This is a genomic window from Litchfieldia salsa (assembly GCF_900104555.1).
Classification (GTDB): Bacteria; Bacillota; Bacilli; order Bacillales; family Bacillaceae_L; genus Litchfieldia; species Litchfieldia salsa.
The window spans coordinates 80,714-95,348 of record NZ_FNJU01000003.1 but is presented as its reverse complement, the minus strand read 5'-3'; the positions used below and the strand labels follow the sequence as shown (position 1 = coordinate 95,348).

Genomic DNA, 14,635 nt, shown 5'->3' with positions numbered 1-14,635 from the left:
ATATTAGATAATAATATCAAAAAGTAAGACAAACTTCATGTTTATTGATTTCTTATCATGAAGAAGTACGTTATAGTGAATTTCGGCTTGATTTTGTCTTTCATTAGCTTGATGAAGGACTTTTTCTTGTATGGTCGATTGAATTTTGTCTTTCATAGGCTCGATGAAGGACTTTTTCATAAAGATCATGTGGATTTTGTCTTTCATCAGCCCGATGAAAGACTTTTTCCAAAAGATCCACCAGATTTTGTCTTTCATAACCTCGATGAAAGACTTTTTCCAAAAGATCCACCAGATTTTGTCTTTCATAACCTCGATGAAAGACTTTTTCCAAAGTACTCACCGAATTTTGTCTTTCATCCCTTCTAATGACGAATCCTCGACAAAGGTTATAACCCACACCTTCCCTACCTACTTAACAATAGTCAGTTCCAAAATCTGTTTATAAGCATCTAAGAATAACTTAGGATCTGGGTCTTCTCCTTGAATTTTTGGTACATCAGAGTCTAACAAATTAAAATGGTACTTAGGCTGAACATCATGCCTTGCCAAGGTGCTTTTGCAACAAGACAAAGGGCAACCATCAATTGCGATGATATCTCTTCCTGATTTGGCTGTTCTAACTAATGGTTTTACATCTCCTCCAACTCCAGCAATACAGGACATCTCAGCCACTTTTTCTCGATCCATTCTTATCGCAATCATATTAGCAGTTTGAGCTGCTGACGAACACCCAGAGCATGAATATACAAGTGGTAATTTAGTATTTTTCATTACTAACATTTCCTCCTCTTTCACTTACATAATTTTAAAAAACAAATTATTAGGAGGGCTCCCACAACATGAAAGACTGTATCATCTCCAAATAACTTAGTATCCACTTTAAGTTATTTAGTTTTTTTGCGTCTGTGAGGTATGTTACTATTTTTAATTTTCTGAACAAAAAAACTATCTCAAATAATCTTGAGACAGTTCATACACCATTATTCAATCAAGGTTTTCTCAATTTGTTCTAATTCATTGATTAATTGATTGGCCTCATCATTGCTAAGTCGAATCGGTAGTTGGTCGTTTATTGTGATAATATGCTGTTCATCATGGTGAACTACTTTTGCCAAATAATCTGATAATGCTTGAATTTGCGTTTTTTTCATGATTGATTGGGTCGGTATTTGCTTTACCTGCTTTAATAAGTATTCGTTATTCGTTACTTCGCCTAAAAATATTTGATCCACTCTGCTCACCACTTCTTATTAGAATAATCTTAGCCTTCCCTTTCCATTAAATTTTATGTTTAGTTTACATAACATTATTATCGTAAACTAAGTAACAATCCCAACAGAAATACCTCTAAGTCTTTCCCACTTAGAGGTTATTTCTGTTCTTAAATTGTTGGCGTTCTTCTTTTGATAATCGGTATTTATCATCTAATAGCTCTTCAAGAAGCGATGCTTTTATCTTCAAATCCGCTATATGTTTAATAGACTGTCTACACTCATACAGAAAATCAACATATGCTTCATAGGATTCATCATACTTATTCATGAGTTCATTTCGTATTTTTTTGGCTAAATGTGGACTAGCACCTGAAGTTGAAACATTGATTTGTAGCTTGCCTCGTGAAAAAGATGCTGGTATATGAAAATTGCCAAGCTCATGTTTATTAACAACATTTAATAATTGGTTAGTTCCTATGTTGGCTGCAACGGTTGAATTAATTTCTAGTGAGTGTGTAGCAGCAATTACTAGAAATGCATCTTGATAATCCTCATACTGCACATCTCTTTGGAAGACAATCACTTTTTTTTCATTAGCAAGAAATTTAATTTCGTCACAAATCTCAGGACTAATAACCGTAATTTGAGCCCCTGACCTAAGGAGTGTTGTGAGTTTTCTTGCAGCAATTTTCCCGCCACCTATCACAACACAATGCTTATCTTTTAAATCAAGCATGATGGGGAACATCAAGAATCTCCTTGCTAAAGACTGTGTTATCAATAACTTCATGTACTCTTGAAACAATAACATCTTGAAGGATTTGATGATACCCAAGATAATTACATAAAATAAATTCTTTATTCATTTCTTTATTAATTGTTTTTATCTTCTTTTCCATGGTCTTCATTAAAATACCTGTAAACAAGAGATATGGAACTACAAAAATTTGGTTTTCTTCCCTCTGCCCTGCTAAACGTAATCCTTCTTCAAAACTAGGTTCACACGCAGCCAAGTAACAGATATCTACAGATAGATTTGTTTTTTTAGACAGAAGGTTGGCTAATTCTGAGAAATCTCTTTGAACCTCTGGGTCACTCGCACCTCTACCTACTAACAAAATGCTTGAATTCTCGCTGATTTGAACTTGTGAGTCTTTAATTCGCTCTTCAACAATATCAATCATTTGTGGGTGAACACCAATTGGCCGACCATATTGAATAGTTATGTGTGGGTACTTTTTCTTCATTTTGATGAGTTCCTCTGGTATATCACTTTTAGCATGTCCTGCTGTTAATAACAGGATAGGCAAAGCTGATATTTTTGTTGCACCCTTTTCAACACAACGAGTAAAGGCATCTTCTATACTTGGCTCTGCTAATTCAAGAAAACAACATTCCTGATAAAACACTTTCTCAGAAAGTCTACTCATACACTTTTCAATAAAAAATCTAGCCTCTTCACTTGCTTTAGGTACTCGGCTTCCATGACAAATATAAAGAACTGCTTCCATTATTCAATAACCTCACTTGAAAAAACTGGTTGTAACTCCTCAAACCACTTAATTTTCTCTCTCATTTTTACTACCTCACCCACAATAATCATACATGGGTTTTCAATTCCTTCTGTTTTAACCACATCACCGATATTAGCTAAGGTACCGACAACCGTTTTTTGTACAGTCGTAGTCCCCCAATTAATGACAGCTACAGGGGTATCTGCAGATTTCCCAAACTCAACAAACTTTTTTTGGATAAAAGGAAGGTTTTTTACACCCATATAGATCGCAAATGTATCAACACCTTTTGCTAGTCCTTCCCATCTGATATTATCTTCTTCAAAGTTTTTTCTGTGACCAGCGACAAAAGCAAATGAAGAGCTTAAATCACGATGCGTGACTGGAATACCAGCATATGCGGCCGCAGCAATCCCTGAGGTGATCCCAGGAACAATCTCAAATTTTATACCATGATTAAATAATTCCTCGGCTTCCTCGGCTCCTCGACCAAAAACAAAGGGATCTCCACCTTTTAATCTTGTGACAACTTTTCCGTTCTTAGCATGTTCAACTAATAATTGATTAATGGCTTCTTGCTGTAATGTATGACATTCAGGTGATTTGCCACAGAAAACAAGCTCTGCACCTTCTTTTGCATGTGTTAATAATTCCTCGTTCACTAATCGATCATATAAGATTACGTCAGCTTCTTTGATACACCGTAATCCTTTAAGGGTAATCAATTCTGGATCTCCAGGTCCTGCCCCAACTAGGTATACTCTCCCCATGAAATCTCCCTCGATTCGTTTTTATGTACTTCTTATTTTACACCAATTCACTTGTAGTATTGATCATTCTAAAAAAACAAATGAAACCAAGAATTTCCTCGTTGGTCCCATTTGTATTCTTATCATACCATAAAGTTTTGTGGCAAACTGAAATTTTCTAAATCTTTTAACAATGAATGTCCACTTACTAAATCAGTTCATTAGCCTGTAAATATGCTATGACTTGATTCACACACTCTTCAACCGAATTTTTATCTGTTTCAATCACTATTTCTGGATTACTTGGTTCTTCATATGGAGAACTGATTCCGGTAAATTCCGGAATAATGCCTTGGCGTGCTTTTACATAAAGCCCCTTTGGATCCCGTTCCTCACAAGCCTCAATTGGACACTTTACAAATACCTCAATGAATTCGCCATCTTCCAACAATTCTCTTACAAGATCTCTGTCTTCTTGGAATGGAGAGATGAAAGCAGTCAAAACGACCTGGCCACTATCTACAAAAAGTTTTGATACTTCACCAATTCTTCGGATGTTCTCTTTTCGATCATCATCTGAAAATCCTAGATCTTTGTTTAATCCATGGCGAATATTATCACCATCAAGGACATACGTTCGAGCCTTTAGTTCGAATAACTTGCTTGCTACTGCATTTGCCATCGTTGACTTTCCTGATCCTGATAAGCCAGTAAACCATAGAACAAAACTTTGGTGGTTATTCAATTCACGACGTGCTTGCTTGGAAAGTGAAGCCTGATGCCACACTATATTTTCGTTTTTAGCCATTATTCCTTACGCTCCTTTATCGAACACCTACAGATTCTCGTTGCAGGCCATTAATGAGTACTTCAACTACTTCTTTACGACTGAATGTACTTGGTGGAACTTCACCATTTCTTAACATCTCTCTTACTTTTGTACCTGATAAAATCATATGCTCACTTTTGTCATGTGGGCACGTTTTTGTTGAAGCCATGCTCTCACATTTTTTGCAATAGAAGCTATGTTCAAAGAATAATAAGGAAATACCTAGCTCATCAGCTGTGAAGTTTTCAAAAATAAGCTGAGCGTCATACGTTCCGTAATAATCGCCTACCCCTGCATGATCACGTCCAACAATGAAATGAGTACAACCATAATTTTTTCGTACCATTGCATGGAAGACCGCTTCCCTTGGGCCAGCATAACGCATTGCTGCAGGAAATACAGCTAAATAAACACGATCTTCTGGGTAGTAATTTTTAAGAAGCACTTGATAACTTTCCATTCTTACTTCTGCAGAGATGTCATCTGACTTTGTTTCGCCAACCAACGGGTTTAAGAATAATCCATCAACTGTTTCAAGTGCTGTTTTTTGAATATATTCATGTGCTCTATGGACTGGATTTCTAGTTTGAAAACCTACAACAGTATTCCAGTTCTTTGATTTGAAGACTTCTCTTGTTTCAACTGGATCTAAATAAAATCGTTCAAATTTGTCTCTCTCAATTCTCTTGACAACAGTAATGGGTCCACCAATATACACTGTTCCACGGTCAAATAATTTACTAACACCTGGATGAGCTAAATCTGTTGTACGATACACAAGACTAGCTTCTTTTTCTTTATCAGGAGTAAACAAATCTGTAATGGTAATAACACCATATACTTCTCCATCTCTTACTAATTTCACTTTATCACCAACTGAGAAATCCTTAGCAATCGTTTCATCTATTGGTAAAGTAATAGGTATACTCCAAATAGCACCATTAGCTAATCTCATATTTTCCACTACAGATTCATAGTCTTCTTGACTCATAAAGCCTTCGATTGGACTATATGCCCCAGTACCGATTAAATCAAGATCACTTAAAGCGATTATATCTAACTCAATTTCCTTCTCAATACTTTTGATATCGTAAGTTGGATTCCAGCGATTTACTAGAGTTCCTCCATGTGGTATGCTTTGTGACATTTTTATTCCTCCTATTTTTATTATTCATATATTTTTACTTGGTTTAAAATTACTAAATTCCCCCACCATTTTCTTGATATTGACGTTGGTCTTCTTTAATTGTTTTAATCAAGCTAATGGTTCCTAACGTTGCAGCACAAACTCCTACTAAAATAACTAATGTATATAAATCCCCATCTATAAACAATTTCACTAACCCATAGGAAATGACCATTGAGAAAACCGGGGAAACTACCCAAACTTTAAGTATTTTTGCTATAACCTGTTTTTTCCAGATGTCCATACCATCTTTCGCCATACCAATTCCAATGATAGCCGAGCTGGTAACCTGTGTAAGTGGTACTGGCAGACCAAACACAGAGGCAATCATAACTAGGATTGCTCCTGTTCCAGAGATTGCTCCACCCTCTAAGAGTGAGATACTAGTAATTTTCTTTGCATTTGTTTGAAGTACACGACCGCCAAGGAATAATACACCCAATGCAATAAACAACCCGCCAATAAGGATTCCGTATTCCATTGACACAATTCCTGCTCCAACTAAAGGACCTACTGCATTAGCAACATTATTCATTCCCGCTGAGAAGGCTTCAAAGAACCCAATAACGATTACAAAAATGGTGATAATTGGTTTGTACTTCTTTCCTTTAATTTGAGGATATTTAATTTCTAATTTCTGAATAAATCTTCCTAAAAAGAGAGCGAATGTAAATCCTACCACAGGAACAATAATCCAAAAGCTAATGATTACTAATATCTTATGAACATATAGTGACTGTAGTGCAATTCCGACTCCAATCACTGAACCAACTGTGATTTCACTTGTTGATAAAGGGATTCCTATTAGATTTGCTATAAATAAGGAAGAAGTAGCTGAAATTAAGATAATCAAAACAACTTTCACTGAGAGTAGTGATTGTGGCACAATACCAGAACCTATTGTTTTAACTACTTCACTTCCCCCAATAAAAGCACCTAGGAAAATGGCGATTGCACAGATAATGAGAGCATTTTTTCGTTTTTTAATTGCTCCTGATCCATAGGCAATACTAATGGAAGCTGCTGCACCACTAGCTCCAATGTTCATAGCAAAAAATAAAGCAATTATGCAAGCTGCTATTGTAAATGTCATCCTCGTTTACCTTCTTCTAGTTTCATGTGTGTAATCCGCATTCTACTTTATTTGATCCTGTCCATCTCCCTGATCTCATATCGTCTGCGTTAAAAGCTGGTTTTGTACAGGTCTTGCATCCGATACTTGGATAGCCATTATCATGTAATGTGTTGTAGTCTAACTCTTGCTTATGTGCGTATCTCCAAATGTCTTTCCATGTCCAATGAATGAGTGGACAAATCTTTATACTTTCAAACCTTTGATCAAGGTTAAGAAAATCTGTGTTCTTTCTTGACTCTGACTGCTCTCTTCTCAATCCAGATATCCATGCAGTTACACCAGATAGAACCTCATTTAAAGGTTGAATCTTTCTTAGGCTACAGCATTTATTTGGATCACTTTTCCAAAGCTCTGCACCATATTGCTCTGCTTGCTCTTCTAATGTTAGATTAGGTTTCTTTAATTCGATCGTTAAGGTTGGGTATCTCTTTTTCACCTTTTCGATTAACTCGTATGTCTCGTCAAAGTGAACATCTGTATCAAGAAAAACAATTCTCGCTTTATCTGTCACCTTTGATAATAAATCAATCATAACGATTCCTTCTATTCCAAAGCTACAAGCATAAACAATTTCATCATCATAATGATCGTAAGCCCATTTTAAGACTTCTAAGGCCCCTTTTGTATCATTTTCTATATCAAAATCAAGTCTTTCAATCTCATTAAAATTCTTAAAGGTTACTAACTGACTCATAGCAAAACTCTCCTCTCTCTAACTACCAAGTCTAATGACCCAAAGCTCCAAATCAACTTTATGTATTCGTACCTATTTTTAAGCAATGGTTATTCACAAAAATCATGTACCATCTTCCATGAATAGAAACCATTCTAATTACTGCTTTCCTTAGCTGTATTGTTTTTTAAATTTTATCACATCCAACCTTAAAGTCAACCTTTTTTATCGGATTAGTCTGGATAAATTTTTTGATTATTTTTTCAATATTTTTTTGATATCCCATCATGTTTAGGTACAATGAAAGAATAGCAGATTATTTTCATAAAAGGAGATTCATATGACTGAAAAATTGTACTACACTCAACCAACTACTACCGAATGGAATACGACGATTACGCGTATTATTGAACGTGAAGATTTTTATTTAATTGAACTACAAGAGACAGCTTTCTACCCTGTAGGTGGTGGACAACCCGCTGATAAAGGGCTTATTAATAATATAGAGGTTCTTGATGTATTTGAGGAAGATAACGAAGTATTTCATAAATTAGAAGTAAAACCCGACACACTTGAAGTTTCTTGTCAAATTGATTGGAAGCGAAGGTTTGATCATACTCAACAACATACAGGACAACACTTACTCTCGGCTGTGATCATCGAACAATTTGGTTATGCTACAAAGAGCTTTCATCTTGGAACAGAGTATTGCACGATTGATATCGATACCGTTCAACTAACAGATCATGAAAAAAGTGAAATTGAACAAAGAGTAAATCATTATATCTATCAAAACGAAGAGATAAAGACCTATTATGTTACAGAGGATGAATTATCGAAGCTCCCACTAAGAAAAATACCGGATGTAACAGAAGATATACGAATCGTTGAAATTAACGGTATTGATGTCTCTGCCTGCTGTGGGACTCATGTAAATCATACTGGACAGCTCGGAATGATTCGAATTGTTAAAATGGAAAAGCAAAAAGGAATGGTTCGTGTATACTTCAAGTGTGGTTACCGAGCATTACAGGATTACCAAGAATCTTCAAACATTCTCAATGAAATTTCAACTCATCTCAGTAGTAATCGTGAATCATTACGATCTAAAATTGAAAAATTAGAAAATGAGAATAAAGCTCTTCAAAAACAAGTTGAAACTCTCACAGATGAAAATGATCGACATTTTGCAAGTGAGTTAATAAAAGCTGAAACATCAAATGTAATAACTTACATATTCAAGGATCGAACAATAAAAGATGTCCAAAGACTCTCTCGTCAATTAACAGATCAAAATTACATCGTTATTTTTCAATCTCAACTAGAAAGGAAAATGTTACTCGCTCACAATGGTTCCCATCATTTCCATTCTGGTCAGTACTTTAAAGAACATTTAAAGAATTTTAACGGTAAGGGTGGTGGAAATGCATTAAGTGCTCAAGCTAGTTTTGAGGATATAGAAGACATGAATAAATTTTCACTATTAGCCGCAAAGAATATTCTTAACTCACTTAATGCAGTTTAAATATGATTGATACACATATCCATCTTGATCAATACAAAGATATTGAGAGGCACATACACATATGGATGGAAGCTGGAATAAGAAAAATTGTAGCTGTATCAACTAATCTTGATTCTAGTTATAAAACCTTGAATTGGAAGAGTAAATTTCCTGATTTTATCATTGCGGCCATTGGATTTCATCCTGAGCAGGAGCTACCATGCAGGCAGGATCTGATGGAATGGGAACAACTTTTACATACGGAGCAACATTTAATTTCTGCCATAGGTGAGGTTGGTCTTCCCTACTATTCTCTAAAAGAACGCGTACATTCACTCGAACATTATATAGAATTTCTAACGAACATGATTCTTTTAGCTAAAAAGAAAGATCTACCAGTGGTTTTACACGCTGTTCATGAGCATGCTGAAATTGTTTATCATTTATTAATCAACAATGAAATAAAGAAAGCACACTTTCATTGGTTAAAGGCTTCTAAGGAACTTGTAAAAAAGATCACACATCAAGGCTACTATGTCTCAGTAACACCGGAAGTTGTATATCGTGAAAGAGACCAGCAACTTGTCACCCATATCCAAACAGAACGGTTGTTACTCGAAACGGATGGTCCCTGGCCTTTTAATGGTCCTTTTGCAAACAGGACAACCTCACCTTTATTTCTAAACGAGGTTGTCCCAATTGTTGCAAAATTAAAGAATGAACCTATTTACGAATTTGTTGAAATGACAATGAAAAATGTTAATAGACTATATAATGTTTCTTGTTAAAAGGCTGTTTTCTCAAAGTTTGTTGTTTTACATATAACTTTGAAATTGCAATAACAAGCAGGCTGAATACACGTAGACTCCTGCGGGACCAGTGGCCAAAGTGAGACCCCACAGGAGCATGAGCGACGAGGAGGCTCACTGGTCACCCGCCGGACGCGAAGTGTATTCAGCCTGCGGTTTTAAAAGCAACAATCTATACGAAAACAGCCTTTTAAAAATAAGCCTGACTAATCTACTATGATTTGAGGCTTTTCTTTAATGATCCCATCACAGCAAAAATGGACTCATTCTATCATCTATATTTTATAACACTAATCATATTTTCATTGATAATTCAGTCCAGTAAATCATATTATACATAATACTCATATCGGAGGTGTTCAATATGATTTCTGTCATTACTTGTACAAATAGGCAACCTTTCATTCATAATCTATTTTCTAACTATTTATCTCAACATTTAGAAGAGAAAGAACTCATTATTGTCTTAAATGGCGATCAATTAGACTATCGTCTATATAAGGAAAAGAGTATGAATCATAAAAACATTACGATCATTCAGGTAGATGAAAAGATGAGTCTAGGAGAATGCTTGAACCTCGCTGTTTCCATAGCAAGCTATGACTACATCGCAAAGTTTGATGATGATGATTATTATAGTCCTTTTTATTTATTGGAAGCGATGGATTCAGTGAAGAAGACAAATGCGAAGGTGATTGGAAAGTCATCAATCTATATTTACTTTAAAGGAGAGCAGACCCTGGGATTATATAATCCAAATCAAGATAATAGATATATTGATATATCCACACTATTAATGGGTGCTACCCTTTTAATCGAAAAGAAATTACTAATGAAAATCCCTTTTCCAGATCGGAACTTAGGAGAAGATACATATTTTCAATTACAGTGTCTAAGTGAACAGGTTCCGATCTATTCGACATCTACCTATCATTATGCTTATATAAGATATAATACTCCTCTACATCACACGTCAGATTCCACAAATGTTCGATTGATGCGAAAATGTCAAAGACTCCGACAGACCATAGACTATAAAAAGGTTGTTAGACACGAGAATTAGACACAGGTGTATATAAGATAACCTCTGTGTCTAATAAAACCACCTACCATTATTTGTCGATTGTGATACTTTCAATATCTTGACAGCGAATAACCGTTTTTACTTCTGGTTCATATGGAGAATACGTGGAAGGTTGTAGAATCTTTACAATTCCAGTTTGATTACTCACTTCTTTAATAATTCCCATAATACAGTCACCAGATTGGGTACGAACAGATACATCCTTACCTTCATATTTTTTTATAAACCCACACAAAGAATGTTCCTTTTTTTCTTTCACCAATTTCTTAAGTTCTTTTAGGTGTTTAAGTTCTTTTAAATACTTCAAATCTTCTAACTTATCCTTTTCTTTATGCTTCTCTTCTTTGTGCTTTTCTTCCTTATGTTTTACGGGTTTTTCAAGACACTCGTTTTTTGTATGTTCATGTTTTTTATGATCATGCTTCAAACTCATCTGTTCTTCAAATTTCCCCAAAACCTGTTTAGTTAAGATTTTACTCAACATTCTAGGATCTTTTGCTAACTCTGAAAAATCATTTATCAACTTTACCCCTCCTTTCTTCTCTTAATACATTATTCAAACCTTTTCATTTTGGCAGGGTGTTTGTCTCTATCAAACCTATGAATGAATACTAAAAGAATAAAAACAGGCAAAATCACCATTCCTTTTGCCGTTTCAATAGTACCCGCCACTCATAGGATATAAAAATAGATGATAGGTATTTATCTTTTAAAAATGTAAGAAACGGAGGGAATATAATGAGGGTGTTATTTCTTGAGAGTCACCCTATGTGGATATATGGATTACCAAATGGCTTTCGTGATGCAGGGCATGAGGTTAAGGTATCTGGTCCACTCGATAAACTTAATTTAATGACTTATGTTTCCAACTATAACCCTGATTTAATAATGACAATGGGCTGGGGGCCAGAAACGGCTAATAGAGAAAACCAACAACGAATAGCAGAAGTGACAAAAAAGTTAGATATACCTCATGTTTACTGGGCAACAGAAGACCCAACATCTACTGAGATTTTTTCTTTACTCTACATTGAAGCTACAAAACCTGATTTTGTCTTCACCATTTGTAGAGACCGTGTTGATTTTTACCAAAACAAAGGGATTCCTTCAAGTCATCTAGATTTCGGATATCATCAAAGTGTTCATTCCCCTATTAAAACTGATCCAACATATAAAGCCTCAGTTGCTGTTGTTGCAAACGGATACGCCAAAAAGCTTGGTTTCTTCCCAGATCACTTTCGGTGTCAATCCATGAACATTTTATTGTCTTCGCTTATAAAGAACCATATTAAAATTGATTTCTATGGTAACAATTGGGATCAGATGAAGCCTATTCTGGGCTATGAGATCCCAAAGGAATGGATAAAAGGCTATATAAATTATCCAGATGCACGAAAGGTTTATAGTTCTGCAGATATTATTCTTGGACTTCAAAACCTCCCTACCCAACTAACACAAAGAACTTATGAAGTTTTAGGTTCTGGAGGATTCCTACTAACAAACCACACATCAGAGGTAATAAATACGTTTAAGAATGGTAGAGACCTTGTGACATCTTCTTCCCCAGAAGAAACATTGGAGTTAGTAGATTATTATTTAAAGAACCCAAAAGCAAGAGAAGAAATAAGACAGAATGCTTTAGAGACCGTGAAGAAGCATTCGTATACAGAGAGAACTAAACAAATAATCGAAGAATTAAAGAACTTTGGTCTCTTTGAAGGTAAACGGGGAGTTTATACATTAGTAGCTGAAGTAAAAACACACATTGAAAATGGCTATGAGGTCTATCGGGTACGGAATGGAGACTCTTTATACGCTATTGCAAGAGAATTTGGAACAACTGTCAATCAACTAAAAAGATTAAATCATCTATCAACCACTTTAATATATGCAGGTCATCCATTAAAAATTAGATTACAAGAGACTTCAGTCCCCTACCAATACTACACCGTTTGTAAAGGTGAAACATTAGGGTTGATTGCAAGGATGTTCGGGGTAACCGTTGCTGAAATTAAACGGGATAACAATTTAACCTCTGATTTAATTTATACGGGTCAGCTTTTAAGAATTAGAGGCAATACAAATCAATTCACCTCAAATCCTTCCGTTCTCATTACGAAAGGAATAAAAAAAAGCTCCACAAAGAAAATTTCACTAACCTATGATGCTGGCGATAGTGCTGAAGAGACTGAACATATATTAGCTGTCTTAAGAAAACACAAGGTCCAAACGACCATGTTTTTAACAGGATCTTGGGTCGAGAAATTTCCTGAATTAGCGAAAAGAATCCTTGAAGATGGTCATGAAATTGCGAATCACTCCTTCAGTCATCCTGATATGACGAAATTGTCTATAGATGAAATGCTATCGGAACTTGAAAAAACAACAGCTACTTTTGTAAATGTATTAAATACAAAAGGCACACCATTATTCCGCCCCCCATTTGGAAGTTGGAATAAGAAGGTTCTACAAGCAGTCGGCAAGGCAGGTCTCCCTTATACCGTCTATTGGAGTATTGATACAATTGATTGGCAAGAACCATCTGTCACTACTATGGTCTCAAGAATTATGGATCAAACCAAGACTCATGATATTGTACTTATGCATTTAAATGGAAAACCCACAGCAGCAGCCACTGATATGGTTATTGCTAGACTAAAAGAACAAGGGTACCAATTATCTAAGGTAAGTGACATGCTTGACTAAATGAAAGGACTGACATAAATTGCGTATTTTGTTTTTAGAAAGTAATAGTATGTGGATCCATGGTCTTCCAAATGGGTTCAGTGACTTAGGTCATGAAGTATTAGTATCTGGTCCCCTTACAGAAGGAAGGATAAAAGAAATTCTCTCATTCTTTCAACCTGAACTAATTATTACAATGGGACATACAAAAGAACACACAAAGGAAAAGCAGGACTGGCTAAGGAAATATATTCAACCATTACAAATTCCACATATTTATTGGGCGACCGAGGATCCTGGTTATACCTTCACATTTACCCTTCCTTACATCGAAACAGTTCGACCAGATTTTGTTTTTACAATCTGCCAATCAAGAGTCCCTTTTTACAAGGAGAGAGGAATAAAAGCTGCGCACCTCGATTTTGGATATCACTCAAGTATAAATTTCCCAACTATTAATCATTCATTCTACGAAGCAGCCCTTGCTGTTATCGCAAATGGATATCCAATGTTATACGAGAAAAAGCCCGATCACTTCAGGTTCGGTGCGCTCAATACATTAATCAGTCCTTTTTTAGTAAATGATATGAGGATTGATTTCTGGGGGAGATATTGGGAAGATATGGGTCATATCATAGGTAAAAATATCCCTGATGAATGGATTCATGGATATGTTTCATATGAAGAAGCAAACAAAATCTATTCCTCAGCTAAAATAATTCTAGGTGTTCAGAATCATACAACACAAGTAACACAACGTACCTTTGAGGTATTAGGTGCTGGTGGATTGTTATTAACAAATGATACACCTGAAGTAAGAAGACTTTTTAACCCTGGTCATGATTTACTTGTCACCTCTTCCCCAAAAGAAACGATTATTCTTGTCCAAGAATATCTAAAAAACCCTAAAGAATTAGCAAAAATTAGAGAAAATGGGATAAAGAGTGTTTCAAAATATTCTTATACTGAAAGAGCACGATATATGATTGATACCTTAGTTAATGAATCCATCCTTAGTAGCGAAAAAGCTAACAGGGATGGTAAAGGTAAAACAACATTATTCATCGATTTACTTAAGGAGAGCTTTGACCTCCATAAGATTGAGCCTGGTGATACATTATGGGCAATTTCAAGAAATTATAATGTAAGTATAGACTATTTAAAAAGATTAAATGAATTAACAACAGATTTAATAGAAGAAGACGATTATCTAAAAATAAGAGAAAAAGATTAAAGGAGTGTAATAGAAA

General features: G+C 35.3%; 16 protein-coding genes. 5 read left to right on the top strand and 11 right to left on the bottom strand.

What is annotated here, in order from left to right; genetic code table 11:
* Positions 1-103 precede the first annotated feature (103 nt).
* The 10 genes from BLQ56_RS07315 to BLQ56_RS07270 all read right to left on the bottom strand — a co-directional run bounded on the left by BLQ56_RS07315 (position 104) and on the right by BLQ56_RS07270 (position 7,324).
* Complete coding sequence (locus BLQ56_RS07315; RefSeq protein ID WP_204381071.1) at positions 104-334, bottom strand: hypothetical protein; 231 nt, start codon at positions 332-334, stop codon at positions 104-106.
* Positions 335-411: 77 nt separating this feature from the next.
* A complete protein-coding gene (locus tag BLQ56_RS07310) occupies positions 412-774 on the bottom strand; it encodes a putative zinc-binding protein (protein WP_090851699.1) in 363 nt (120 codons plus the stop codon).
* A 209-nt stretch (positions 775-983) separates the two neighbouring features.
* Positions 984-1,235: a hypothetical protein gene (locus BLQ56_RS07305; RefSeq protein ID WP_090851696.1), complete on the bottom strand. Its 252-nt coding sequence runs from the start codon at positions 1,233-1,235 to the stop codon at positions 984-986.
* A gap of 130 nt (positions 1,236-1,365) precedes the next feature.
* Positions 1,366-1,965, bottom strand: coding sequence for an NAD(P)-binding protein (locus tag BLQ56_RS07300; protein WP_090851693.1), 600 nt, complete (start codon positions 1,963-1,965; stop codon positions 1,366-1,368).
* Positions 1,946-2,728, bottom strand: coding sequence for a sirohydrochlorin chelatase (locus tag BLQ56_RS07295; RefSeq protein WP_090851690.1), 783 nt, complete (start codon positions 2,726-2,728; stop codon positions 1,946-1,948). Before BLQ56_RS07295 ends, BLQ56_RS07300 begins: the two co-directional genes overlap by 20 nt.
* On the bottom strand, positions 2,728-3,501 hold the full coding sequence (gene cobA, locus BLQ56_RS07290) for a uroporphyrinogen-III C-methyltransferase (protein ID WP_090851687.1): 774 nt from the start codon (positions 3,499-3,501) through the stop codon (positions 2,728-2,730). The genes BLQ56_RS07295 and cobA overlap by 1 nt, the downstream gene beginning before the upstream one ends.
* A 187-nt stretch (positions 3,502-3,688) precedes the next feature.
* Positions 3,689-4,288, bottom strand: coding sequence for an adenylyl-sulfate kinase (gene cysC / locus BLQ56_RS07285; RefSeq protein WP_090851685.1), 600 nt, complete (start codon positions 4,286-4,288; stop codon positions 3,689-3,691).
* Between the two features lie 16 nt (positions 4,289-4,304).
* Complete coding sequence (sat, locus tag BLQ56_RS07280; protein ID WP_090851682.1) at positions 4,305-5,456, bottom strand: sulfate adenylyltransferase; 1,152 nt, start codon at positions 5,454-5,456, stop codon at positions 4,305-4,307.
* A 52-nt stretch (positions 5,457-5,508) separates the two neighbouring features.
* Positions 5,509-6,588 (bottom strand): inorganic phosphate transporter, encoded by a 1,080-nt coding sequence (locus tag BLQ56_RS07275; protein ID WP_090851679.1) that lies wholly within the window; start codon positions 6,586-6,588, stop codon positions 5,509-5,511.
* 22 nt (positions 6,589-6,610) lie between these two features.
* Entirely contained in the window at positions 6,611-7,324 is a 714-nt protein-coding gene (locus BLQ56_RS07270; RefSeq protein WP_090851677.1) for a phosphoadenylyl-sulfate reductase, read from the bottom strand.
* A 319-nt stretch (positions 7,325-7,643) separates the two neighbouring features.
* On the opposite strand from BLQ56_RS07270, the gene BLQ56_RS07265 reads away from it, so the two are divergent.
* The 3 genes from BLQ56_RS07265 (at position 7,644) to BLQ56_RS07255 (ending at position 10,679) form a co-directional block, all read left to right on the top strand.
* Positions 7,644-8,828, top strand: a complete 1,185-nt coding sequence (locus BLQ56_RS07265; RefSeq protein WP_090851675.1) for an alanyl-tRNA editing protein — start codon at positions 7,644-7,646, stop codon at positions 8,826-8,828.
* A 2-nt stretch (positions 8,829-8,830) separates the two neighbouring features.
* Positions 8,831-9,595: a TatD family hydrolase gene (locus BLQ56_RS07260; RefSeq protein WP_090851672.1), complete on the top strand. Its 765-nt coding sequence runs from the start codon at positions 8,831-8,833 to the stop codon at positions 9,593-9,595.
* Positions 9,596-9,980: 385 nt separating this feature from the next.
* Positions 9,981-10,679, top strand: coding sequence for a glycosyltransferase family 2 protein (locus BLQ56_RS07255; RefSeq protein ID WP_090851670.1), 699 nt, complete (start codon positions 9,981-9,983; stop codon positions 10,677-10,679).
* 49 nt (positions 10,680-10,728) lie between these two features.
* On the opposite strand, the gene BLQ56_RS07250 is transcribed toward BLQ56_RS07255, so the two are convergent.
* A complete protein-coding gene (locus BLQ56_RS07250) occupies positions 10,729-11,223 on the bottom strand; it encodes a hypothetical protein (protein WP_090851667.1) in 495 nt (164 codons plus the stop codon).
* Between the two features lie 215 nt (positions 11,224-11,438).
* On the opposite strand from BLQ56_RS07250, the gene BLQ56_RS07245 reads away from it, so the two are divergent.
* Entirely contained in the window at positions 11,439-13,406 is a 1,968-nt protein-coding gene (locus BLQ56_RS07245; protein WP_090851664.1) for a DUF3880 domain-containing protein, read from the top strand.
* Positions 13,407-13,455: 49 nt separating this feature from the next.
* Complete coding sequence (locus tag BLQ56_RS07240; RefSeq protein WP_238457204.1) at positions 13,456-14,619, top strand: DUF3880 domain-containing protein; 1,164 nt, start codon at positions 13,456-13,458, stop codon at positions 14,617-14,619.
* The last annotated feature ends 16 nt before the right edge of the window (positions 14,620-14,635 follow it).

Bases quoted from the DNA above. Each gene is read 5' to 3' on its own strand.
- BLQ56_RS07300 (WP_090851693.1), bottom strand. From the start codon at position 1,965: ATGTTCCCCATCATGCTTGATTTAAAAGATAAGCATTGTGTTGTGATA.
- BLQ56_RS07255 (WP_090851670.1), top strand. From the start codon at position 9,981: ATGATTTCTGTCATTACTTGTACAAATAGGCAACCTTTCATTCATAAT.
- BLQ56_RS07310 (WP_090851699.1), bottom strand. From the start codon at position 774: ATGAAAAATACTAAATTACCACTTGTATATTCATGCTCTGGGTGTTCG.
- BLQ56_RS07240 (WP_238457204.1), top strand. From the start codon at position 13,456: ATGTGGATCCATGGTCTTCCAAATGGGTTCAGTGACTTAGGTCATGAA.
- BLQ56_RS07270 (WP_090851677.1), bottom strand. From the start codon at position 7,324: ATGAGTCAGTTAGTAACCTTTAAGAATTTTAATGAGATTGAAAGACTT.
- BLQ56_RS07245 (WP_090851664.1), top strand. From the start codon at position 11,439: ATGAGGGTGTTATTTCTTGAGAGTCACCCTATGTGGATATATGGATTA.
- BLQ56_RS07295 (WP_090851690.1), bottom strand. From the start codon at position 2,728: ATGGAAGCAGTTCTTTATATTTGTCATGGAAGCCGAGTACCTAAAGCA.
- BLQ56_RS07265 (WP_090851675.1), top strand. From the start codon at position 7,644: ATGACTGAAAAATTGTACTACACTCAACCAACTACTACCGAATGGAAT.
- BLQ56_RS07275 (WP_090851679.1), bottom strand. From the start codon at position 6,588: ATGACATTTACAATAGCAGCTTGCATAATTGCTTTATTTTTTGCTATG.
- sat (WP_090851682.1), bottom strand. From the start codon at position 5,456: ATGTCACAAAGCATACCACATGGAGGAACTCTAGTAAATCGCTGGAAT.
- BLQ56_RS07260 (WP_090851672.1), top strand. From the start codon at position 8,831: ATGATTGATACACATATCCATCTTGATCAATACAAAGATATTGAGAGG.
- cobA (WP_090851687.1), bottom strand. From the start codon at position 3,501: ATGGGGAGAGTATACCTAGTTGGGGCAGGACCTGGAGATCCAGAATTG.
- cysC (WP_090851685.1), bottom strand. From the start codon at position 4,288: ATGGCTAAAAACGAAAATATAGTGTGGCATCAGGCTTCACTTTCCAAG.